The 21,723-nt window shown below is 62.9% G+C and carries 24 protein-coding genes; 16 read left to right on the plus strand and 8 right to left on the minus strand.

Going from position 1 to position 21,723, the window contains the following annotated elements; genetic code table 11:
- Positions 1-104 precede the first annotated feature (104 nt).
- From dapE to QM600_RS10665, 10 genes are all read left to right on the plus strand, one after another.
- Entirely contained in the window at positions 105-1,175 is a 1,071-nt protein-coding gene (gene dapE, locus QM600_RS10620; protein ID WP_283261426.1) for a succinyl-diaminopimelate desuccinylase, read from the plus strand.
- A gap of 17 nt (positions 1,176-1,192) precedes the next feature.
- The gene (locus QM600_RS10625; protein ID WP_283261427.1) at positions 1,193-1,996 is read left to right on the plus strand and encodes an LOG family protein; all 804 of its coding nucleotides are present in this window, start codon (positions 1,193-1,195) and stop codon (positions 1,994-1,996) included.
- Complete coding sequence (locus QM600_RS10630; protein ID WP_283261428.1) at positions 1,990-2,553, plus strand: LOG family protein; 564 nt, start codon at positions 1,990-1,992, stop codon at positions 2,551-2,553. The genes QM600_RS10625 and QM600_RS10630 overlap by 7 nt, the downstream gene beginning before the upstream one ends.
- A gap of 83 nt (positions 2,554-2,636) precedes the next feature.
- Positions 2,637-4,409 carry a long-chain-acyl-CoA synthetase gene (locus QM600_RS10635; RefSeq protein ID WP_283261429.1) on the plus strand — a complete coding sequence of 591 codons (1,773 nt, stop codon included), beginning with the start codon at positions 2,637-2,639 and terminating at the stop codon, positions 4,407-4,409.
- A 30-nt stretch (positions 4,410-4,439) separates the two neighbouring features.
- Positions 4,440-5,339, plus strand: a complete 900-nt coding sequence (gene folP, locus QM600_RS10640; RefSeq protein WP_283261430.1) for a dihydropteroate synthase — start codon at positions 4,440-4,442, stop codon at positions 5,337-5,339.
- Positions 5,336-6,289, plus strand: coding sequence for a glucosyl-3-phosphoglycerate synthase (locus QM600_RS10645; RefSeq protein WP_283261431.1), 954 nt, complete (start codon positions 5,336-5,338; stop codon positions 6,287-6,289). The genes folP and QM600_RS10645 overlap by 4 nt, the downstream gene beginning before the upstream one ends.
- 32 nt (positions 6,290-6,321) lie before the next feature.
- Positions 6,322-6,690, plus strand: a complete 369-nt coding sequence (locus QM600_RS10650) for a DivIVA domain-containing protein (RefSeq protein WP_283261432.1) — start codon at positions 6,322-6,324, stop codon at positions 6,688-6,690.
- Positions 6,683-7,258 (plus strand): DNA-3-methyladenine glycosylase I, encoded by a 576-nt coding sequence (locus tag QM600_RS10655; protein ID WP_283261433.1) that lies wholly within the window; start codon positions 6,683-6,685, stop codon positions 7,256-7,258. The genes QM600_RS10650 and QM600_RS10655 overlap by 8 nt, the downstream gene beginning before the upstream one ends.
- A 145-nt stretch (positions 7,259-7,403) precedes the next feature.
- Positions 7,404-7,571, plus strand: coding sequence for a DUF3117 domain-containing protein (locus QM600_RS10660; RefSeq protein WP_003945169.1), 168 nt, complete (start codon positions 7,404-7,406; stop codon positions 7,569-7,571).
- A gap of 108 nt (positions 7,572-7,679) precedes the next feature.
- Positions 7,680-8,531 (plus strand): putative RNA methyltransferase, encoded by an 852-nt coding sequence (locus tag QM600_RS10665; protein ID WP_283261434.1) that lies wholly within the window; start codon positions 7,680-7,682, stop codon positions 8,529-8,531.
- Here QM600_RS10665 and glgA read toward each other — a convergent pair.
- Positions 8,515-9,690, minus strand: a complete 1,176-nt coding sequence (glgA, locus tag QM600_RS10670) for a glycogen synthase (protein WP_283261435.1) — start codon at positions 9,688-9,690, stop codon at positions 8,515-8,517. The genes QM600_RS10665 and glgA overlap by 17 nt on opposite strands.
- Positions 9,691-9,798: 108 nt before the next feature.
- Between glgA and glgC the strand changes: the two genes are divergently transcribed.
- On the plus strand, positions 9,799-11,013 hold the full coding sequence (gene glgC / locus QM600_RS10675; protein WP_094274254.1) for a glucose-1-phosphate adenylyltransferase: 1,215 nt from the start codon (positions 9,799-9,801) through the stop codon (positions 11,011-11,013).
- A 17-nt stretch (positions 11,014-11,030) separates the two neighbouring features.
- Here glgC and QM600_RS10680 read toward each other — a convergent pair whose 3' ends face one another.
- Positions 11,031-11,660: an O-methyltransferase gene (locus QM600_RS10680; protein WP_283261436.1), complete on the minus strand. Its 630-nt coding sequence runs from the start codon at positions 11,658-11,660 to the stop codon at positions 11,031-11,033.
- Between the two features lie 326 nt (positions 11,661-11,986).
- Between QM600_RS10680 and sigE the strand changes: the two genes are divergently transcribed.
- The 4 genes from sigE to tatB all read left to right on the plus strand — a co-directional run bounded on the left by sigE (position 11,987) and on the right by tatB (position 15,067).
- On the plus strand, positions 11,987-12,583 hold the full coding sequence (sigE, locus tag QM600_RS10685; protein ID WP_094274252.1) for an RNA polymerase sigma factor SigE: 597 nt from the start codon (positions 11,987-11,989) through the stop codon (positions 12,581-12,583).
- A 52-nt stretch (positions 12,584-12,635) separates the two neighbouring features.
- Positions 12,636-12,971, plus strand: a complete 336-nt coding sequence (locus QM600_RS10690; protein ID WP_283261437.1) for an anti-sigma factor — start codon at positions 12,636-12,638, stop codon at positions 12,969-12,971.
- Positions 12,972-13,074: 103 nt separating this feature from the next.
- Positions 13,075-14,553 (plus strand): S1C family serine protease, encoded by a 1,479-nt coding sequence (locus tag QM600_RS10695; RefSeq protein WP_283261507.1) that lies wholly within the window; start codon positions 13,075-13,077, stop codon positions 14,551-14,553.
- A gap of 73 nt (positions 14,554-14,626) precedes the next feature.
- A complete protein-coding gene (gene tatB, locus QM600_RS10700) occupies positions 14,627-15,067 on the plus strand; it encodes a Sec-independent protein translocase protein TatB (protein WP_283261438.1) in 441 nt (146 codons plus the stop codon).
- Between the two features lie 67 nt (positions 15,068-15,134).
- On the opposite strand, the gene QM600_RS10705 is transcribed toward tatB, so the two are convergent.
- Positions 15,135-15,494, minus strand: a complete 360-nt coding sequence (locus QM600_RS10705) for a hypothetical protein (protein WP_349307256.1) — start codon at positions 15,492-15,494, stop codon at positions 15,135-15,137.
- Between QM600_RS10705 and QM600_RS10710 the strand changes: the two genes are divergently transcribed.
- The gene (locus QM600_RS10710) at positions 15,433-15,906 is read left to right on the plus strand and encodes a hypothetical protein (protein WP_283261514.1); all 474 of its coding nucleotides are present in this window, start codon (positions 15,433-15,435) and stop codon (positions 15,904-15,906) included. The genes QM600_RS10705 and QM600_RS10710 overlap by 62 nt on opposite strands.
- A gap of 265 nt (positions 15,907-16,171) precedes the next feature.
- On the opposite strand, the gene QM600_RS10715 is transcribed toward QM600_RS10710, so the two are convergent.
- The 5 genes from QM600_RS10715 to QM600_RS10735 form a co-directional block, all read right to left on the minus strand.
- Positions 16,172-17,308 (minus strand): Mrp/NBP35 family ATP-binding protein, encoded by a 1,137-nt coding sequence (locus tag QM600_RS10715; RefSeq protein ID WP_094274250.1) that lies wholly within the window; start codon positions 17,306-17,308, stop codon positions 16,172-16,174.
- A gap of 51 nt (positions 17,309-17,359) precedes the next feature.
- Positions 17,360-18,217, minus strand: a complete 858-nt coding sequence (locus QM600_RS10720) for a lytic transglycosylase domain-containing protein (protein ID WP_283261439.1) — start codon at positions 18,215-18,217, stop codon at positions 17,360-17,362.
- Between the two features lie 147 nt (positions 18,218-18,364).
- Positions 18,365-19,762, minus strand: coding sequence for a lytic transglycosylase domain-containing protein (locus tag QM600_RS10725; RefSeq protein WP_502942935.1), 1,398 nt, complete (start codon positions 19,760-19,762; stop codon positions 18,365-18,367).
- Between the two features lie 131 nt (positions 19,763-19,893).
- The gene (locus QM600_RS10730) at positions 19,894-20,436 is read right to left on the minus strand and encodes a DUF1003 domain-containing protein (RefSeq protein ID WP_283261441.1); all 543 of its coding nucleotides are present in this window, start codon (positions 20,434-20,436) and stop codon (positions 19,894-19,896) included.
- A complete protein-coding gene (locus QM600_RS10735) occupies positions 20,433-21,719 on the minus strand; it encodes a magnesium transporter MgtE N-terminal domain-containing protein (protein ID WP_283261442.1) in 1,287 nt (428 codons plus the stop codon). The genes QM600_RS10730 and QM600_RS10735 overlap by 4 nt, the downstream gene beginning before the upstream one ends.
- Between the last annotated feature and the right edge of the window lie 4 nt (positions 21,720-21,723).

A 21,723-nucleotide genomic window follows, 5' to 3' on the forward strand; every position in this document is an offset into this window, starting at 1 on the left:
TTCCGTCCGCGGTCACGTTGGCGATACCTACTGCTGTTGCTCCCTGTGCGCTCACAGAACTAGAGATTACTGGGTGACGTGGCCAGCGGCCTATTCTGGTGCGTGTGAGCATCCTCGATCTTGCCTCGGACCCCATCGACCTGACGGCTGCACTGGTCGACATTCCCAGCGTTTCCCACGACGAATCTGCCATTGCGCAGGCTGTCGAGGATGCGTTGCGTGAGCAGACCACCGGCTTCGAGATCATTCGTAACGGCAATGCGGTGCTGGCTCGGACGTCCCTCGGATTGCCGAGTCGGGTCATGTTGGCGGGGCACCTCGATACGGTTCCGATCGCCGACAACGTTCCTTCGCGTCGGGAGGGCGACATCCTGCACGGCTGCGGCACAGTGGACATGAAGTCCGGCGACGCGGTGTTCCTACACCTAGCCGCCACCATCGAGAACCTGGCACACGACCTGACGTTGGTCTTCTACGACTGCGAAGAAATTGCCGCCACCTTCAACGGACTGGGCCGGATCGAACGTGAGATTCCCGAGTGGCTTGCGGCGGACGTCGCGATCCTGGGCGAGCCGACGGCCGGGTTCATCGAAGCCGGGTGCCAGGGAACCATGCGAGTGCGCTTGAGCGCATCCGGCACCCGGGCGCATTCGGCGAGGTCTTGGCTGGGGGACAACGCCATCCACAAGTTCGGTGCTGCTCTCGAACGCTTGTCCGCGTACCAGCCGCGCTCGGTTGACATCGACGGTTGCGGCTACCGCGAAGGCTTGTCAGCTGTGCGGATCTCGGGGGGCGTCGCCGGAAACGTGGTGCCTGACGAGGCCGAGATGGACGTCAATTTCCGTTTCGCTCCCGACCGTAGTCAGGAACAGGCGGAGGCCCACGTATGGGAAGTATTCGACGGATTGGGTCTCGGTTTCGAGGTCACGGACTCGTCTCCCGGCGCCCTGCCGGGGCTGGCGAACCCGTCGGCTGCTGCACTGATCGAAGCTGCCGGCGGCCAGTTCCGGGCCAAGTACGGCTGGACCGATGTCTCCAGATTCTCGGCACTCGGTATTCCGGCCGTCAACTACGGCCCCGGTGATCCCAACCTCGCGCACAAGCGTGACGAGCACGTCCCGGTCCAGCAGATCACCGACGTCGCGGCCGTATTGAGGAAGTACTTGTCGGCCTAGCCGTTAGCCTTGCGTGCATGGCACCTGAGAAGAGTTCAGCCTCCAAGAAGCAGACCTCGTCGATCAAGCATCGCGGACCGGTTCAGCTGCGTCGTAAACGCAAGGACGAGTCGACCACCACCGACCAGCGGTTGCTGGACTCGCGGGGGCCGACGGACTGGGTGCATACCGATCCGTGGCGGGTTCTGCGCATCCAAAGTGAATTCGTCGAAGGATTCGGTGCGCTCGCCGAGGTGCCTCGTGCGGTGACCGTCTTCGGTTCGGCCCGCACTCCGGTCGACCATCCCGAGTACCTGGCTGGCCGTGAGCTCGGAACTGCCCTGGCAAAGGAGGGCTTTGCGGTTATCACCGGCGGTGGCCCCGGCGTCATGGAAGCTGCCAACCGTGGTTGCAGCGAAGCAGGCGGTTACTCGATCGGACTCGGCATCGAGTTGCCGTTCGAGCAGGGGCTCAACGAGTGGGTCGATCTCGGTATCAACTTCCGGTACTTCTTTGCGCGCAAGACGATGTTCGTGAAGTACTCGCAGGCCTTCATCTGCCTACCGGGCGGGTTCGGAACGCTCGACGAGTTGTTCGAGGCGCTCACTCTGGTCCAGACGCACAAGGTCACGCGCTTTCCGATCATTCTGTTCGGTACCGAGTACTGGTCCGGGCTGGTGGAGTGGATCCAGGGCACCCTCGAGCGTGAAGGAAAGATCTCGGCGGGCGATGCACACTTGCTGCACGTCACCGACAGTGTCGAAGAAGCAGTCCGAATTGTTGTCGACGCGAACAAGGGCGTCGACGAGGCAGCAGATCTGGGGAAAGAAGAAGAATGGTGACCGATAGTCGCGAGGGCAAGAAATTTTCGGTGTGCGTCTACTGCGCGTCGGGTCCGGTGGACGAGTCGTTCCTGGCTCTGGCTACCGAGGTGGGCACCGCGATCGGTCGACGCGGGTGGCAGTTGGTCTCGGGCGGCGGAAACGTCTCGATGATGGGCGCTGTGGCCGAGTCGGCACGGGCGGCGGGGGCGTGGACCATCGGAGTTATTCCGAAGGCCTTGGTGCACAAGGAAGTTGCGGACGTCGATGCCGACGAGCTGATCGTCACCGACACGATGCGTCAACGCAAGCAGTTGATGGAAGATAACGCGGACGCGTTCATCACGTTGCCCGGCGGTATCGGGACATTGGAAGAATTGTTCGAGACGTGGACCGCCGGCTACCTCGGAATGCACAGCAAGCCAGTGGTCCTTCTGGACCCGGTCGGGCATTACACGGGACTGCTCGAGTGGTTGAACAAGTTGGACGGCACGGGCTTTGTCGGCCGTAAGGCTCTGGACACACTGCTGGTCAGGGTCGATGTGGAGGCTGCGCTGGATGCGTGCGTGAGCGCCTGAACAAGTGCGTGACGGGCCACCTTACTGTGAAGTAAGGTGGCCCGAGGCGACGGCGCAGTTGCCGGATACGTGATTGGGGAAACATGAGTTCGGAAGCCCGCACGACTATCGGTTTACTGGATCTCGCGGCAAAACTGCCGGCGATGATCACCGAAGTGCCCATCCTTTTGCAGGGCGCGGCGGGCCTGACCCGCAAGCCCTCCGCCGCAGAATCCATCGGACTGATCTTTCAGAAGAATGCTCAGGCTCATCCGTCGCGGCCATTCATCCGGTTCGAAGGCCGCGCAACCAGTTACGCCGACGCCAACGCAAAGGTCAATCGCTACGCCGACGTCCTGCGCGGCCGGGGAGTCCAGCGCGGTGACGTTGTTGCCATCCTGGGAAAGAACACGCCCGACTCGCTGTTGATCGCTTTGGCTGCAGTCAAACTCGGTGCGGCCGCGGGCATGCTGAATTACAACCAGCGCGATGATGTTCTCGCGCACAGTCTTACGCTGATCGACGCCCGCGTGCTGGTAGTGGCCGACGAGTGTGAAGAGTCGCTCGAAACCCTGCCTGACGGTTATGTCGCGCCGCAGCAACTTCTCTACAGCGAACTCGAAGAACTTGCGAAGACGGCTGATGCGAAAAACCCGGCGGTGACGGCCGAAATCCTCGCGAAGGAAAAGGCGTTCTACATCTTTACCTCCGGCACTACCGGAATGCCCAAGGCCAGCTTGATGACTCACTTCCGCTGGCTCAAGTCGATGTCCGGTCTCGGACTCATGGGCGTTCGTTTGCGCAGTTCGGACACCCTGTACTGCTGCCTGCCGCTCTATCACAACAATGCCTTGACGGTGTCGCTGTCGTCGGTGCTGGCGTCAGGGGCAACGCTCGCCATCGGACGGCAGTTTTCGGCGTCGCGATTCTGGGACGACATCTCCCTGAACAAGGCAACAGCTTTCGCCTACATCGGCGAACTGTGTCGCTACCTGCTCAATCAGCCCGAGAAGCCCACGGACCGCGACAACGCCGTCCGTCTCATGGTCGGAAACGGGTTGCGACCCGAAATCTGGGCAGAATTCACCGAACGCTTCGGCATCAAGCGAGTAGCCGAGTTCTACGGCGCCAGTGAATGCAACATCGCGTTTGTCAACGCACTCAACGTCGACAAGACCGCCGGAATCTGCCCGCTGCCACACGCCGTCGTCGAATTCGACGAAGAAACCGGGAAGGCTCTGCGCGGTCCGGGCGGGCGGTTGCGCAAGGTGCCGACGGGATCCGTCGGCCTGCTGCTCTCCAAGATCACCGATCGTGCGCCTTTCGACGGATACACCGACGAGGCCGCGAGCAACAGCAAGTTGGTCCGGGACGGTTTCACGGACGGCGACACCTGGTTCGACACCGGTGACCTCGTGCGAAAGCAGGGTTGGGGGCACGTGGCCTTCGTCGACCGACTCGGCGACACCTTCCGGTGGAAGGGTGAGAACGTCGCGACCACCGAGGTCGAGGGCGCACTCAGTTCACATCCCGCGATCGAGGAAGCCGTTGTCTACGGCGTCGAAATCCCGGGGACCGACGGCCGCGCCGGTATGGCAGCAGTGAAGTTGCGTGACGGTCACGCCGTCGACGGCAGCAACATCGCGGCTCACCTGTACGGAAAGCTCCCCGGCTACGCCGTTCCGTTGTTCATTCGCATCGTCGACTCTCTCGAACACACCAGCACGTTCAAGTCGCGCAAGGTGGAACTACGCAACGACGGATACGACGTCGGCGTGGACAGCCTGTACGTTCTCACAGGCCGTGCGAATGGCTACGGGGGTTCGTACGACGGTTACGTCGGCGAGGTCGCAGCCGGTGCGATCCCCAAGGGCTAGACGCCTATCTGTCATGCCAGTATGAACGGCATGTCTTCATTCGCCGGTTCACCCGCGCAGCCAGAGCCGGCGCCCACATTGTGTGGGCGCCTCGTCGCGGTCGATCGTGCGTTGGTCATGGCGATCGTCAACCGAACACCCGACTCGTTCTACGACCAGGGCGCAACGTTCTCGGATTCCGCCGCGATGGCGGCGGTGGACCGCGCTGTGGACGAGGGCGCCGACCTGGTGGACATCGGCGGCGTGAAAGCCGGACCGGGTGATCTGGTGGATACGGACGAGGAAATCCGTCGAGTGGTGCCCTTCGTGGCCGCGATCCGCGCCAAGTACCCGGACATGCTGATCAGCATCGACACCTGGCGAAGTGACGTCGCGCTTCTTGCTCGCCAGGAAGGTGCTGATCTGATCAACGACACCTGGGCCGGCGCCGATCCCGAGTTGGTGATGGTCGCCGCCGAAACCGGGGCGGGAATTGTCTGCTCGCATACCGGGGGAGCCGTTCCGCGCACACGTCCGCACCGCGTCCGTTACGCCGATGTTGTCGCCGATGTCGTGAACGAAGTTGTCTCGGCTGCGCAGCGAGCCGTCGCCCTGGGCGTTCCGCGCGACGCAATTCTGATCGATCCCACCCATGATTTCGGCAAGAACACCTTCCACGGGCTCGAGTTGTTGCGAAAAGTGGACGTTCTTGTAAACACCGGGTGGCCAGTGCTGATGGCACTGAGCAATAAGGACTTCATCGGGGAGACTCTTGGTGTGGAGCTTTCCGAGAGGTTGGAGGGAACATTGGCAGCGACAGCAATGGCCGCGGCGGGCGGCGCCCGAGTGTTCCGGGTCCATGAGGTGGCATCTACTCGCCGGGTGGTCGACATGGTGGCGGCGATTCAGGGTCGACGTGCTCCGGTTCGGACTGTTCGGGGGCTGGCATGAGTATCGTCGGCGCTCGCCCCGCAACCGATCCCACTCGCATCTGGTCCGAAGCCAACAGTTGGGATCACCCGACGTGGACGGTCGAGGAACTCGAACAAGCGAAAGCCGGCCGCACCATTTCGGTGGTGCTGCCCGCACTCAACGAAGAGAAGACCGTCGCATCGGTGGTCGACACTATTCATCCGTTGCTCGGCGGTTTGGTGGATGAACTGATCGTGCTCGATTCCGGATCCACCGATCGCACCGCGAAGCGGGCACGCGCTGCCGGCGCGCGCGTGATCAGTCGCGAGAGCGCTGTCCCGTCGCTCCCACCGGCAGCCGGTAAAGGTGAGGTTCTGTGGAGGTCGATCGCGGCGACGACGGGTGATCTGATCGCCTTCGTGGACTCCGATCTGATCAACCCGGATCCGGCGTTTGTTCCGAAGTTGTTGGGTCCCTTGCTGACCGTGGACGGCATTCACCTCGTGAAGGGGTATTACCGCCGCCCGTTGCGTGTCAGTGGGACCGAGGATGCCAATGGCGGTGGACGGGTTACCGAGTTGGTGGCGCGGCCGATGTTGGCGGCACTGCGACCCGAGCTCACGGCAGTACTGCAGCCGCTGGGCGGTGAGTATGCCGGAACCCGGGAACTGTTGTCCGCCGTGCCCTTCGCGGCCGGATACGGCGTCGAGATCGGCCTGCTCCTCGACACCTACGATTCGTTGGGGCTCGGCGCGATCGGTCAGGTCAATCTCGGGGTGCGTAAGCATCGCAACCGGCCGCTCGGCGAGTTGGGCGTGATGAGCCGTCAGATCATCGGGACGATGCTGCGCAGATGTGGCATCGACGATTCCGGTGCCGGGCTGACGCAGTTTCTTGTCGACGGTGATTCGTTCGTGTCGGAGACCACCGAGGTGTCGCTGCTCGATCGGCCGCCGATGAATTCGATTATTCGCAGCGCGGGGGTCTGACCGGTCGGGCATCGGTATGGGAGTATCGGGGCATGCTGACGATCCTCCTGTACCTGATTGTCATGGCGCTTGTCGGTGGGGCGATCTTCCTCGCTGCGAGTGCTGTTTTCGGGCGCTCGGAAGAACTGCCGCCGCTTCCCTCGGGGACCACCGCGACCGTTCTGCCTGCCGAAGGTGTGACGGGTGCAGACGTCGACGCGCTGCGATTCCAGCAGGTTCTGCGTGGCTACAAGGCCAGTGAAGTTGACTGGGCTCTGCATCGACTCGGAATGGAAATCGATTATCTCCGTGCGCAATTGGAGCAGCGGGATTCAGGGCCGGGCGAAGAGGCCCTGACCGAACCCGAGATGCTTGCCGAATCGGAACCGGCCCCGGTGAGTGAGCGTCCAGCAGGTGACTGACGGACTGATTCGATGCGGCTGGGTGACGTCGAGCGCCGACGACACCCTCTATCGGGACTACCACGACCACGAATGGGGACAGCCCCTTCACGGACGTGACGCACTGTTCGAGCGGCTGGCACTCGAAGCTTTCCAATCCGGGCTCTCGTGGATCACGATTTTGCGTAAACGTGAGGCTTTCCGAGCTGCATTCGACGGTTTCGATCCGGAGAAAATTGCAGAGTACGGCGCTGCCGACGTGGATCGGTTACTCGGGGACGCGTCGATCGTCCGCAACAGGTCAAAAATCGAAGCGACGATTTCCAATGCTCGACTACTCGTGAATTCTCCGGAATTGGACCTCGATTCGTCGCTCTGGTCGTTTGCACCGCCGCGACGCACCGCGCGGCTTACATCAATTGCCGACGTCCCGGCAGTAACCCCGGAATCGACTGCGATGGCCAAGGAACTCAAACGTCTCGGGTTCAAGTTTATCGGTCCTACCACGGCTTATGCGCTCATGCAGGCCACCGGCATGGTGGACGATCATGTTGCCGATTGTTGGGTTCCGATACTGCCCGGAAGGTAGCCGGAACACCCGTAAATGCGACTCAAATTCCCGGTTCCCGAGCCGATAGGGAACAATGGAGGCTACGAGCCTCGCTGATCGTTGGCGGGGCACACCGTTTGTCGACGCGCAGTGCAGTGCAGCGCAGATCTGGAGGGAGCAGAGGATGGCGGCCATGAAGCCCCGGACCGGGGACGGTCCCCTCGAAGCAACCAAAGAGGGACGAGGAATCGTCATGCGGGTCCCACTCGAGGGTGGCGGACGCCTTGTCGTCGAGCTGACCCCGGATGAAGCTGCTGCGCTCGGTGTGGAACTCACGAACGTCACCAGCTAGTCGGGTCCAGGTAGAAGAGTGCACCCAGGCTCCGTAACCGATCTTCGGTGCGGGGCCTGAAGTGTGTGTGCCTGCGGTGTGTGTAACGGATATGTGGGACGAGGACCAATGCTTGCCGAAGTGATCGATCTACTGGCGTGTCCGCAATGCCGCTCCGAACTGGATCTGGTTGACGGCGCTGCGGAATGCGCGCGGGGACACCGATTCGATGTCGCCCGACAGGGCTACGTCTCGCTGATCAGTGGTGGGTCCACCAAATTTACCGGCGACAGCGCGGAGATGATTGCCGCGCGGTCCAGACTGCTCGGTAGCGGGCACTTCAAGCCGCTGATGGACGGCGTAGCGTCAGCGTGCGCCGGTGTAGCCGGCAGTGGTCCTGCTCGAATCGTCGAAATTGGTTCCGGTACAGGACAATATCTCGAACACGTGATCAGGGGACTCCCCGAGTCGCGGGGAATCGCCCTCGACGTATCGAAATTCGCGGCACGTCGAGCTGCCAAAGTTCATGATCGCATCGGTTCGATCGTCGCAGATGTGTGGCAGCCGTTGCCGATACGCGACGGGTCGCTCTCTCACGTGCTCTGCGTGTTCGCTCCACGCAACGGCGGTGAATCCCATCGCATCTTGGCTGATGACGGTTCCCTGGTGGTTCTCACGCCCACGGATCGGCATCTGCGCGAGCTGGTGGAGTTGCTCGGCATGGTTCGGGTCGACGACAAGAAGGTAGAACGGCTCGGGTCCTCGATGGCCGGACTGTTCGAGCGTGAACATTCCGAGGACGTCGAGTACGCGTTGAACCTCACCCATTCCGAGGTTCTCGATCTGGTGGGGATGGGTCCGTCGGCGAGACACCTGTCGACAAGTCAGCTTGCGGCCGCGGTGGAACAACTACCCGAGCGCACCCCGATCACCGCGTCGGCAACAATCTCCACGTACCGAAAGATCAACAGCGGCGCTTGATCGCATCGTCGTAGACATCCAAGGTCCGTTTGGCGATTTCGGCCCACGAGAATTCGTTGATCGCTCGGACGCGGCCCGCCCGGCCCATGGCGTCGGCGCCGATTCGATCAGCGACAACAGCGTTTACCGTGGCGGCCAGCGACTCCTCGAAAGCCTTGGGCTCGTAGGAGTTGTAGTGGACGAGGCGCCCGGTCACTCCGTCGTCGACCACCTCGGGGATACCGCCCACATCTGAAGCGACAACTGCGGTTTCGCAGGCCATGGCTTCGAGATTGACGATTCCCAACGGTTCGTAGACGGAAGGGCAGACAAAAACCGTTGCGGCCGACAGTATTTCCCGGATCTGTTCGGTGGGAAGCATTTCGCGGACCCAGAACACGTTGCCGCGATGAGCGGCGAGGTCCGCTACTGCCTGCGCCGTCTCGGCTGCAATCTCCGGAGTATCGGGAGCCCCTGCACACAGGACGAGTTGGATCGACGGATCAAAATCGTGCGCCGCGGCAATCAGATGCCCGACACCCTTCTGTCTCGTGATGCGCCCGACAAACGCGACGATGGGCTGCTCGGTGTCGACGCCGATGGTAGCCAGGGCAGACCGGGAGGCCGCCGCAGCCGGGCCAGGACGCCATACCGTCGTGTCGATTCCGTTGCGGACCACATGAATACGGCTCGGGTCCAGCGACGGATAGGCGTCGAGCACATCGAGGCGCATGCCGGAACTGACCGCGATGACGGCGTCAGCGTTCTCGATTGCCGTGCGTTCGGACCACGACGAGACGCGATACCCGCCGCCCAACTGCTCGGCCTTCCACGGACGTCGCGGTTCGAGGGAGTGTGCGGTCAAGATATGCGGTACGTCGTAGAGCGCCGACGCCAGGTGCCCGGCCAATCCGGTGTACCAGGTGTGCGAGTGAACGATGTCGACTCCGCTTGCCGCAGCGGCCATCCGAAGCTCGGCGGAGAGCGTCGTCAACGTGGGGTTGGCGCCGGCCAACGCGGGATCGGGGGAGTGGACTATCGCATCGTCGCGGGGAATTCCCATGCAGTGGACGTCGACGTCGACGAGTCGCTTCATCTGAGCGACGAGCTCGGTGACGTGTACTCCTGCGCCGCCGTAGATCTCCGGCGGATATTCCTTGGTCATCATCGCGACTCGCACGGGCTAAACCTAACCGCCCGTGGTCGATCCGGCTACCGATCGGCGTTCTTGCGGGTGTCGCGGGTGCCATCGCTAGCGGGAGTTGTGCAGTGCGGATAGGTTAACGGTGTGAGAAGCCAGCCGCATGTGCTTGGAATCGTGCTCGCCGGAGGCGAGGGCAAACGTCTCTATCCGCTGACGGCGGATAGAGCGAAACCCGCGGTGCCGTTCGGCGGCGCCTATCGACTGATCGACTTCGTGCTGAGCAACTTGGTGAACGCAGGCTATCTGCGTCTCTGTGTGCTCACGCAATACAAGTCGCATTCACTCGACCGACATATATCTCAGACCTGGAGGCTGTCCGGATTCGCGGGCGAATACATCACTCCCGTCCCAGCGCAGCAGCGGCTCGGGCCGCGCTGGTACACCGGTAGCGCCGACGCAATTCTGCAGTCGCTCAACCTGGTTTACGACGAGGACCCCGAGTACATCGTGGTGTTCGGTGCCGACCACGTGTACCGCATGGACCCCGAACAGATGGTGCAGCATCACATCGATTCCGGTGCCGGTGTGACGGTCGCCGGTATTCGGGTGCCGCGTAGCGAGGCATTCGCTTTCGGGTGCATCGACAGTGACGAGTCCGGACGCATCACCCAGTTCCTCGAGAAGCCGGCTCATCCGCCCGGCACCCCGGACGACCCCAATTCCACCTTCGCATCCATGGGTAACTATGTGTTCACCACCAAGGTGCTCGTCGACGCTATCCGTGCGGACTCGGAGAACTCCGATTCGGATCACGACATGGGCGGAGACATCATCCCAGCTCTGGTCGCCGCCGGTGAAGCTTCGGTGTACGACTTCAAGGACAACATCGTCCCCGGCGCCACCGACCGTGACCGTGGCTACTGGCGTGACGTCGGTACCCTCGACGCTTTCTACGACGCGCACATGGACCTGGTGTCGGTGCATCCGATCTTCAACCTCTACAACCGGCGCTGGCCTATCCGCGGCGCCACCGAGAACCTGGCACCGGCCAAGTTCGTCAAGGGCGGACTGGCCCAGGAGTCGATCGTCGGCGCCGGATCGATTCTCTCGGCTGCCACCGTGCGTAACTCGGTTCTCAGTTCCAACGTGATGATCGAGGACGGGGCGACTGTCGAGGGCAGTGTTCTGATGCCGGGTGTGCGCATCGGAAAGGGAGCCGTCGTTCGTCGAGCCATCCTCGACAAGAACGTGGTTGTGGGTCCCGGCGAGATCATCGGTGTCGACCTCGAACGAGATCGGGAACGATTCGCGATCAGTCAGGGTGGCGTCGTCGCCATCGGCAAGGGTGTGTGGATCTAGCTAGATCTTGCGTGCACCTAGATCTTGCTTGCACACAGGAGCCCCTCGCCCAACGGCAAGAGAACACGGATGAGACGTGTGTCGTCCGCAACAGCTTTTGCTGCTTCGCGGACGGCCACGGTGGCTGCGTCGCGGGCCGAAGGGTCCGCGACCCGGCCACCGGCCAAGGCGTTGTGGAGAACGATCACTCCGCCGGGACGAAGCAACCGGACACCTTCGCGAACGTAATGCGGGTGGTCAACGGGCTCGCAGTCGACGAAGACCAGGTCGTAGCCGCCGTCGGCCAGACGCGGCAGCACGTCGAGCGCGTCGCCGTTGATCAGGCGAGTGCGGGCCGGTGCAATGCCGCTTTCGCGGAAGGTTGCCTTGGCTGCGCGCTGGTGTTCGGGTTCGCTGTCGATAGTGGTCAGGACCCCGTCGTCGCGCATGCCGTGCAACAGCCACAAACTGCTCACGCCGGCTCCGGTACCTATCTCGACCGCTGTTTTTGCTCCGAGCATGCGTGCGAACATCGCCAGTGCAGCTCCCACCGCAGGCGCTACCGGCGCTGCGCCGAGATCGTTGGCTCGGTTCCGCGCCGCAGTCAAAATCTCGTCCTCGGAAACAACGTCCTCGACGTGGCGGAGTATCTGTTCGGCGTGGGTCACACCATGAGGTTATCGGGCGCCTTCCCTTGTCTGTGCAAGGCGCGCAACTTGTCCGTGCAGGGCGAACGCCGAGGCAGGATTCTCAGCAATCCCTCAGGCTCCTCATAGGGCATGCACACCGCGGTGCGAGAGGGTAGGGACATCGCCGGAAATGAAGATCACCACCGGCGGTGACAGCACGGCTGATTCGGTGTTCCGGGAACAAAACACCACGGTGTTCGGTTGTCCCAGTCATCACGTGAGCTGACAGCGCCGTCCCGAGCGAGCAGGAGGATCAACCTATTTTCCAGATCAACGACGAGCCTCGCCCTCGAGAGTCGGAAGTAATGACGACGGAATCGGCTGTGGATTCCGAATTGATCGGTACTGCTGTTTTCGACGCGACAGGTGAAAAGTCCGCGATGCCGTCGTGGGATGAACTTGTCCGCCAGCACGGTGATCGCGTGTACCGGCTTGCGTATCGGTTGTCCGGTGACGCTCAGGACGCCGAAGATCTGACGCAGGACACCTTCATCCGTGTGTTCCGCTCGCTCTCCGATTACCAGCCCGGCACCTTCGAAGGTTGGTTGCACCGCATCACGACCAATCTGTTCCTCGATATGGTCCGCCGCCGCAACCGCATCCGGATGGAAGCACTTCCGGAGGACTACGACCGCGTACCGTCGGCCGGCCCGAACCCCGAGCAGATCTATCACGACGCACGTCTCGACGCGGATCTCCAGGCTGCTTTGGACTCCTTGGCGCCGGATTTCCGTGCCGCAGTTGTGCTCTGTGACATCGAAGGTCTGTCGTATGAGGAAATCGGTGCCACACTGGGAGTGAAGCTCGGAACGGTACGTAGCCGTATCCACCGTGGACGCCAGGCGATTCGTGATCATCTGGCCGCGCAACGCGCAGCCGAATCCGAATCCGTCGGCGTCTGACGGCCGGGCAGTGAGACGGCAGGGACAGTTGGTCGATCATCTGGAGGGACGAATGACGGAGACGCGGGCACCCCGCCAGTTCGGCTCGACCGAGCACCTGGCAAGTGAGGCAATTGCCGCCTACGTCGACGGAGAACTCCGGATGCAGGCCTACCTCCGGGCCTCCCATCACATTTCCATCTGTCCCGAATGCGCCGGCGCAGTCGATGCGCAGCAGCAGGCGCGCGGAGCACTCCGACGCAGTGGCGAGATGACTATGCCACTCTCGCTTGTCGGATTGTTGAGCCAGATTCCGTCCTGCACCAGCCACACCGCCGAAAGTGCGCCGGGAGCCGACGCCGGGTTCGGTGCTATCGGCAAACGGTTGTCCCGTCGTTGGCGCAAATGAACTCTTCGGGGCGGCTGCATCAGCTTTCAATCGTCGATCAGCGATACTGGACCGCGTGACTGACGGACAGCGTGTGACTGACGGACAGCGGGGGCATTCCGGGGTGGATACCGATTCTTTGGCAAACGGTTCGGTGGATCGCCCGGCAGATGCGCCCGTTCTCGAGCCTCGGCCCGTGTACCGGCCGCAGATCGATCCGGCGTCCCGCCAAGTTTTCGGTCGGCCCAGTGGCGTCGACGGATCATTCTCGCCGACGTCGGTGCGGGGTGTGCCGGCCCCGGATGTGGTGGTCGGATCACCGGACCCAGTCCTTGCCGAGGCCTTCGGACGACCGGACGGCGAGAGCGAATCCATCGGCCGGGATCCCGACGCCGAATCGGCGAGCGAGCCCGAAGACGAACGACCGAGCGACCCGTGGCGTGATCCGGCGTCGTCGGTGGCATTGGGGTCACCCGCAGCTCAGACGCAGCCGGAGATCTTGCCGCCCGCCCCGAAACTCGATGTCAGAGACGTGCTGTTCGGCCGTAAGGTCGCGCCGTCGGCCTTGGCTGCTCTTGCCGGAATGGCGCTGGTGATCGCATTGGTGGGTGGATTGCTGGCGACGGTGATCACCGCTGATCGAGGCGCGTTGACCAGCCAGCGGGTCACCTTGGTGCAATCGGGCAGCGGCGAACAACCTCAGTCACAGGTGGCCAAGGTTGCGGACGCCGTGCTGCCGTCCGTCGTCTCGATTCAAGTTGCCGTGGGCGATCAGGGCAGTACCGGTTCAGGCGTCGTGATTGACGGAGCCGGATACATCGTCACCAACAACCACGTGATTTCGTCAGCTGTCCCCCCGGCCCAGAACGCTCGTATCCGGGTCATCTTCTCGGACGGAACGAAGACCGATGCTCAGATCGTCGGCCGTGACGTGAAAACGGACCTCGCAGTGCTCAAGGTGGCGGCAGACAATCTGACAGTTGCACAACTCGGAAAGTCCGGCGACGTTCAGGTCGGCGACGAGGTCATCGCGGTTGGTTCACCGCTCGGGCTGAGCAAGACGGTAACTTCCGGAATTGTCAGCGCCTTGAACCGTCCGCTCCGCTTGTCAGGGGACGGCACCGACACCAACGCTGTCATCGATGCCGTTCAGACGGACGCGGCCATCAACCACGGCAACTCCGGTGGCGCTCTGGTCGACGACGAGGCTCGGGTGATCGGTATCAACACTGCGATGCTCAGTGAGTCCGGCGGTTCCGTGGGGCTGGGTTTCGCGATTCCCATCGATACCGTCACTACGGTGGCTCAGGCCATCATTCGTGACGGTTCGGTGCATCACCCCGATATCGGCGTCAACGCGCGCACCGCGGTCAACGACGCCACCAGTGGTGCGGCCGTGGCCAACGTTCGTGACGGTAGTCCCGCGCAACGGGCCGGAATTGTCGAAGGCGATGTCATCGTCAAGGTCGGGGATCGCCCGGTGACGAGTGCCGATGAACTGGTGGTGGCGGTCAATGCCACGACCATCGGACAACCCGTCAACGTGCAGTTGATCCGCGAGGGACGCCAGGTAGACATATCGGTCACGCCGGTTTCCGACTGATCGAACCTCCAAGGTCGCTGTGAAGTTGATCCTGACCCGCACGAACCGGGCGAGCACACAGTAGGCTGACCCTGTGTTTGGCAACATCGGTTGGGGCGAGTTCATGATCCTCCTCGTAGCGGCTCTGGTCATCTTGGGACCTGAGCGGCTTCCGGGTGCGGTCTCCTGGGTAACCAAGTCATTGAGGCAGGTGCGTGAATACGCCTCCGGCGCTTCCAACCAACTCAAGGAAGAGTTGGGAACGGACTTCGAGGATCTGCGCAAACCGCTGGCGGATCTGAACAAGCTGCGCGGCATGACACCGCGCGCTGTGATCACCCAGCACCTTCTCGACGGCGACGATTCCATCTTCACCGGAAACTTCGACAAGAAGCCGCACAGCGGGGCACAGGAGCGTATGTCTCAGGGAGCGGACAAGCCGCAAAGCGGGACGCAGCAGCCCCCGATGTCACTCTCCAAGGACAAGCCGCTCACTGCTGGCGAGCGCCCGCCAGTCGACCTCGACGCGACCTAGCGTTTACGTAAATCTCATACTGTCTGCCACTGACGTAGCAACCGTTGGAAATGTACGTACCTCACGGCTACCCGTAACACCGTGCGATGCTGCGGGTTTGACTGTGTCTCACACCGACGCTTGTGGCGCAGGAACAATCTTTTTCTGATTCGCCCCCCGCTGGCGCTGTCGCGGCGGGAACACTACGGCGCACCGGCGCATGCTCGACGGTGCGGATCTCCGGGTTCTGTCCGCGCTTGTGAACAGCTTTGCCGCGCCCCAACAATGCACGTTTCGCCAGGTTCACCCCCGCCACATGATCACGATTACCGCCGACTTTGCAGTGCGTGCACCATGCGTTGTGGTAACCGCCCGGGCAGGAAAGCTTGTCGTTGCAACCCGGACACAACGCCGACGAACCCCGGGTAGGAAGCGACACCACCGTCACACCCGTCCCGGCGGCTGTGTGCGTCAGCGCGTCGACGGCTTTGCGGCGTGCGGACTGCGGCGGCCACGGCAAGCTGCGCCAAGCGCGCGGCTTTGCGGTGCAGGTGTTGGCCTTCGACTTACAGCCGCGCCGGTTTGATGCCGAGGCACCGGTCGTCGTACGTCCACCCGCAGTAGTCCGGACCAATCCGTCCGGGCTTTCGGTTGCGATCGCAGCGGCGCCGAGCGTGGACGGTGCCTTATCCACCCCGCCGTGGTACTTCCCGCAGACCAGAACCGCGATCCGTGTCAACCCGGTACACAGCGGACGGTTGGACTGGCAGGCAACATCTACTCCTCTAGTGGCGAGCGACGATTCCGGGCCTGTCGGACGGAACGTTGTCCGGTGCAGGTCGGCCGAGGTAGGCGCCTGAGGTCTGCGCGCTCGAAGACCCGTTGGCCTGAACTTGTACGCCGAAAGGGATACCGGCCCTCCAACGCAGCTTTCTGGACTCCGGTCACTAAAATGTTCAGGTCTGCCGCGGCCTCACCGATTCGCATGATCCGGAAGTGGCGGGAAGGGTCAGGGAGTACCAGCGTCTACGTCAACAGTGGGGAGCCTCCGACCAGACACCACCGGCTTGTACAGACAAAAGTGCCGCCCACCTTTCGGTGGGCGGCACTTTTGGTACGTTCGTATTACATATTGCGAACGGTGTTGATACCCAGCGACATTCCGGCCAGTCCGCGCTGACGGACGGCCAACTTGTCTGCGATGTCCTTCAGGGCGATTGCCGCTGCACTGTCGGGTGCGCTGAGCACGATCGGTGTTCCGGCGTCACCGGCTTCGCGGACCGCCGGGTCCAACGGGATCTGACCGAGAAGCGGAACCTTGGCGCCGACGGCCTTGGTGAGGCGATCGGAAACCGTCTGGCCTCCGCCCTCGCCGAAGACGTCCATCCGGGTTCCGTCGGGAAGTTCGAGCCAGGACATGTTCTCGACGACGCCGGCGATGCGCTGACGGGTCTGCAGGGCGATGGCGCCGGCGCGCTCGGCGACCTCGGCGGCTGCCTGCTGGGGGGTGGTGACAACCAGGATCTCGGCGCTCGGAATGAGTTGGGCGACAGAGATCGCGATGTCGCCGGTTCCCGGCGGCAGGTCGAGCAGGAGGATGTCGAGGTCGCCCCAGAAGACGTCGGCAAGGAATTGCTGCAGCGCGCGGTGCAGCATCGGTCCACGCCAGACGACGGGGGTGTTGCCCTGCGTGAACTGCGCAATCGAGATCATCTTGATGTCGTGGGCGACGGGCGGCATGATCATGCGCTCGACCTGAGTGGGCTTGGCGTCAGTGCCGAGCATGCGGGGGATGGAGTGCCCGTAGATATCGGCGTCCAAGACTCCGACGGACAGGCCGCGCGCAGCGAGTGCGGCAGCGAGATTGACTGTGACACTGGACTTTCCGACGCCACCCTTGCCGGATGCGACTGCGTACACGCGAGTGAGTGAGCCGGGCTGAGCGAAGGGGATCACCGGTTCGGCGGAGTCGCCGCGAAGGGACTTCCGGAGCTCGGTGCGTTGCGTGTCGTTCATGACGTCGAGTTCGACGCTGATGGCGCCCACACCGGCGACGTCGGCGACAGCCTTGGTGACGCGCTCGGTGATCTCGGTGCGCAGCGGGCAACCGGCCGTCGTGAGGTAGATGTCGACGTGAACACTGTTGGCATCACCGAGTGTGATGCCTTTGACCATCCCCAATTCGGTGATGGGCTTGCGGATTTCCGGATCGAGAACTCGCGCGAGCGCGGAGCGTACGTCGGACTCGGTCAGTACAGACATGGCTCCATGGTAGGTCCAGGACCTCGACGAGGAGGAGGCGAGGGTTGCGGATCAGTGAATGCGAGGCAGGTCTGATGCGGCGGGAACGATGCCAGTGGAGTAGCCCGCGGTCCAGGCCAGGACGTTGGCGACGTATGCCGCGGAGTTGTTGTAGCGGTGGATGGCTTTGGCGGCCTGAGTGATGTCCTGCATGTTCAATCCGCCGTCGCACAGGTATTTTCCGGTGGTCAGCGCGGAGTCGAACAGGTTCTGCGGATCGGAGATGCCGTCACCGTTGCCGTCGCCGGCGTACTGCGTCCAGGTGGACGGGATGAACTGCATGGGGCCCACAGCGCGGTCGTAGACACTGTCGCCGTCGAGTGCGCCGCCGTCGGTATCCATGATCACGGCCTGGCCGGGGAGGCTGCCGTTGAGGGGCAGTCCGATCACGGGGTCGAAGAGATTGCCGTTCGCGTCGGCATCCTTGCCGTCGTGAGCGTGGCCGGATTCGACGCGACCGATACCGGCCATCAATGTCCACTGCATGTTGCAAGTGGGGTTTTCGACAGCGAGGATGCGCTCGGCGTTCTGGTAGGCCGCGACGCTGACGCTCGGGATGCCGAGAGCGCCCTCCGCCATGGATGCAGGCAGTGGCGGAGTTCCCTGGACCGGCGCTAGCGGAGCAGGCTCCGGTGCTGCGACGGGAGTTTCGGCCAAGTCCGCGATCGGGAGGATCTGGGCCTGCGGTTCCTGCGTGGCCGAGGAGGCTGCTTCGGCTGATTTTGCGGCACTGGTGTTGAAGAAGGGGATCTCGGGTGCGGCGCCGGCAGAGTTGGCTGCTGTTACCAATCCGATAGGAATGAGTCCGGTTAGCGCGATGACCGAATTGCGACGGATGTGCGAATCTGTCTTCTTGTTGTGCCGACCCACTGTTTAACGCCTCCTGAACCCCGGATTCGGGGTTTTCCGTTCGTTGACGGAATCGAGGCTACCTGATTTGTTGCAGTTCCGTTACTCAACCGTGATCTTCGAGGTCAGTCCGGTGCCCAATGGTGTGGGTTCGTTACTTTTTGTTACCTAGAAGGCCGGCATGAACGGCAGGCCGGGGAACAGTGGTGCCGGAGGCGCAGGGGGTGCCGGAGGAACCGGTGCGGCTTCGGGAGCGGGCGCGGCGGCCGGAGTCGTGGCGACGGGGGCCTCCGGAGTGGTCGTTTCCGCGGTCCTGCCGGTCGTCTGAGTCAGTCCCGGAGCGTCGGGGGTGGGAACCGCACAGGGAAGCGTGATGCCGACAGGCAAGGCCGCCAGGGCTGCGGGATCCATAATCGTGCACATGTCGTCGGGCCAACGCCAGCCTTCGGCGGTCAGGAAGGGCCAGACGAGGCCGCGTGACGTCATGACCGGGAGCGGGATGACAGGACCTCGGACGGCGGCGTTCGGGACGGTGGTCGGGCCGGGTAGGAGGCCGGGCGGGACGAGTGCCTGAATCTCTGGCGACAGGGCAGGCATGTCCGGAAGTCCAGGAAGAAGAGGCGGCGTCGTCGGCGTCGTAGTGGCGGCCGCGGCTTCCTTCTCTTTGTCCTTGTCTGTTGCGTCCGGTGCGACTGCGGCCGCTGCGGCCAGAATCGCGGAAGTTCCGCCGGCGCTGCCGGTGTTCGCATTACCGGTGTCGTTACCGCCGACGTAGGGAAGGGGTCCGGACGGAACGACGCCACTCTTGTAGGCCGTCGACCACATGATTACGTTCGCGGCGTACGCAGCGGAATTGTTGTATCGAAGAACAGCTTTCGTTTCCTGGTCGAGATTGCGGAGGTCGAGTCCGCCGCTGCAGAGGTACTTCGCTGACGACAATGCAGCGTCGAACACGTTGTTGGGATCAGCTATGCCATCGCCGTTGCCGTCGCTGGCATAGCCCTTCCAGGTCGCTGGAATGAACTGCATCGGACCGACTGCGCGATCGTGCGTCGGGTCGCCGTCGACGGCGCCCTTGTCGGTGTCGGTGATGACCTCGTTGCCGGCGAGACGTCCGTCCAGGACCGGCCCGAGGATCGGGGTCAGGGTTGTGCCGACGGAGTTGGTCCGTCCACCGTTGGCATGGCCGGACTCGATTCGCCCGATGCCGGCGAGGAGGTGCCAGGGGATCCCGCACTTGGGCGCCTCGGTCATCATCACGAGTTCGGCGGAGCGATACGCATTGAGAACGATCTCGGGAATGCCGAGCGATGTCAGCACGATCGCGGCCGCTTCAGGGTTTTGCCCGGGGCTGCCTGTGATCGCTGAACTGGGTGGAGCCGAGCGTTGGGTGCGCACGGTTCGGGGTGTCGGTAGGAAGTCCGGCAGCGGAGCAGGCTTCGTCGATGCAGAGCCGGCCAGGGCGATAGGTATCTGTGAACCTGTTGCGGGCGCGCTACTTGCAGTGAGAGCTGCCGGTCCGGTGACCGCCAACAGTCCCCCTACCAGCGTGGACACTGCAATCATTCCTCGTACGCGCACGATTCCCCTTTGCTGGTTCCCCGGTTCCGGAGTACCCACCGACAAATATATAAACGCCTGTGACTTACGTTACATATCGGTCACGGTGTGCGCACCAAAACTCAGTAAATTCTCAGTTATTGAGACTCGCGTTTCGAGGCACTGGACTCTCGATGCTTCTTCTTGGGTGTCGGTTCGTTATCGGAGCTGAGCAACGACTTGATTTCGTCGAGTTCCCTGCGCAAGTAGTCGCGGGTCGCGACCTCGCCGAGCGCAATACGCAGAGCAGCCAGTTCCCGGGCGAGGAACTCGGTATCGGCCTTGGTCTGTTCGGCGCGCGAGCGGTCCTCCTCCAGTGAAACCTTGTCGCGGTTCTCCTGCCTGTTCTGCGCCAGCAGGATCAACGGTGCCGCGTACGCAGCCTGGGTCGAAAACGCCAGATTGAGAAGGATGAACGGATACGGATCCCATCGCAGGGCCACAGCGAAGATGTTGATCAGAATCCAGACGATCACGATGATGGTCTGAATCGCCAGGTACCGGCCGGTCCCGAGGAATCGCGCAATGCGTTCGCTGACGCGCCCGACCGCTTCGACGTCGAAGTCGAAGTGAAAACGACGGTTCCCGCGAGGGGTTTCCAGGCGTTGGCGGGCCGAGGTGCTCGAGAATCGATCGCTCATCGCAAGAGCCCTTCGTCATCCGAGTAGTCTTCGCGCCAGTCTTCGGGGAGGAGATGATCGAGAACGTCGTCGACGGTTACTGCGCCGATCAGGTGATTCTGGTCGTCCACCACCGGTCCGCAGACAAGGTTGTACGTCGCGAAGTATCGCGTCACCGCAGCCAACGAATCGTCCGCACCGAGTGTGGGCAGGTCGCTGTCCAGAAGTCCGCCGACCAGGCTGGCCGGCGGTTCTCTCAGTAATTTCTGCAGGTGAACACAACCGAGATAGCGTCCGGTGGGTGTTGCGGTCGGCGGCCGCACCACGAAGACCATGCTCGACAGAGCCGGTGTGACGTCATAGTTGCGTGCCCGCGCGAGCGCCTCGGCAACAGTCGTCGACGCCGTCAGCACCACAGGTTCCGGGGTCATCAGACCGCCGGCGGTGTCAGGGGAGTGTTCGAGGAGTCGACGCACCGGTTCCGAATCCTGCGGATCCATCAACTGAAGCAGGGATTCGGCTTCGGTTTCCGGGAGCTCGCCGAGGAGGTCGGCGGCGTCGTCCGGATCCATCGCCTCGAGGACATCCGCTGCCCGCTCCACTTCGAGGTGCATGAGGAGATCGGTCTGATCGTCGGCAGGCAATTCCTGGACGACGTCGGCGAGACGTTCGTCGTCGAGTGCCGCTGCAAGTTCGCGTCGACGCTTCTCCGGGAGTTCGCGCATGGCGTTGGCGACGTCGGCTGGACGCATGCCCTCGTATTGGAGAAGAAGGTGCGCGACTCCCTGGCCGGGCAACGAAAGGTCGCTCTGTGTCAATCCCGCAACGTATTGCCACTCGACGACGTGGATTGCGGCCCGGCGGCCCAGCCGTCCGCGATGGCCACGGACCGCCACTTTCGAGACCACCCAGTCTCGGGTCCGTCTCGATTCGATACCCAGATCGACCACCACCGTGTCGACGCCGTGAAGCTCGGTCAGCTCTGGGTCGTCAACGCGCACATGTGAATCGAGCACCTGGGCGAGCGCCAGCACTTCGCCGGGCCGCTGCGTGAAGCGTCGGATACTGACGTTGCCGGTCGTTAACGTGACCGCGCTCGGCTCGATGGCGGTAACGCGCAGCATCGGTACGAAAATACGTTTGCGCGTGAACATTTCGATCACCAGGCCGAGTACGCGCGGTTGCTGGCGCCCGATGCGAACAGTGATCACGACATCACGCACTCGCCCGATCGACTCACCGTCCGGACCGAGGACAACCAGGCCGGCCAGCCTGGCTGCAAATACCTTGCCTGCTGCTGCCATGATT

Source organism: Rhodococcus sp. IEGM 1379, assembly GCF_030056815.1.
GTDB lineage: Bacteria > Actinomycetota > Actinomycetes > Mycobacteriales > Mycobacteriaceae > Rhodococcus_F.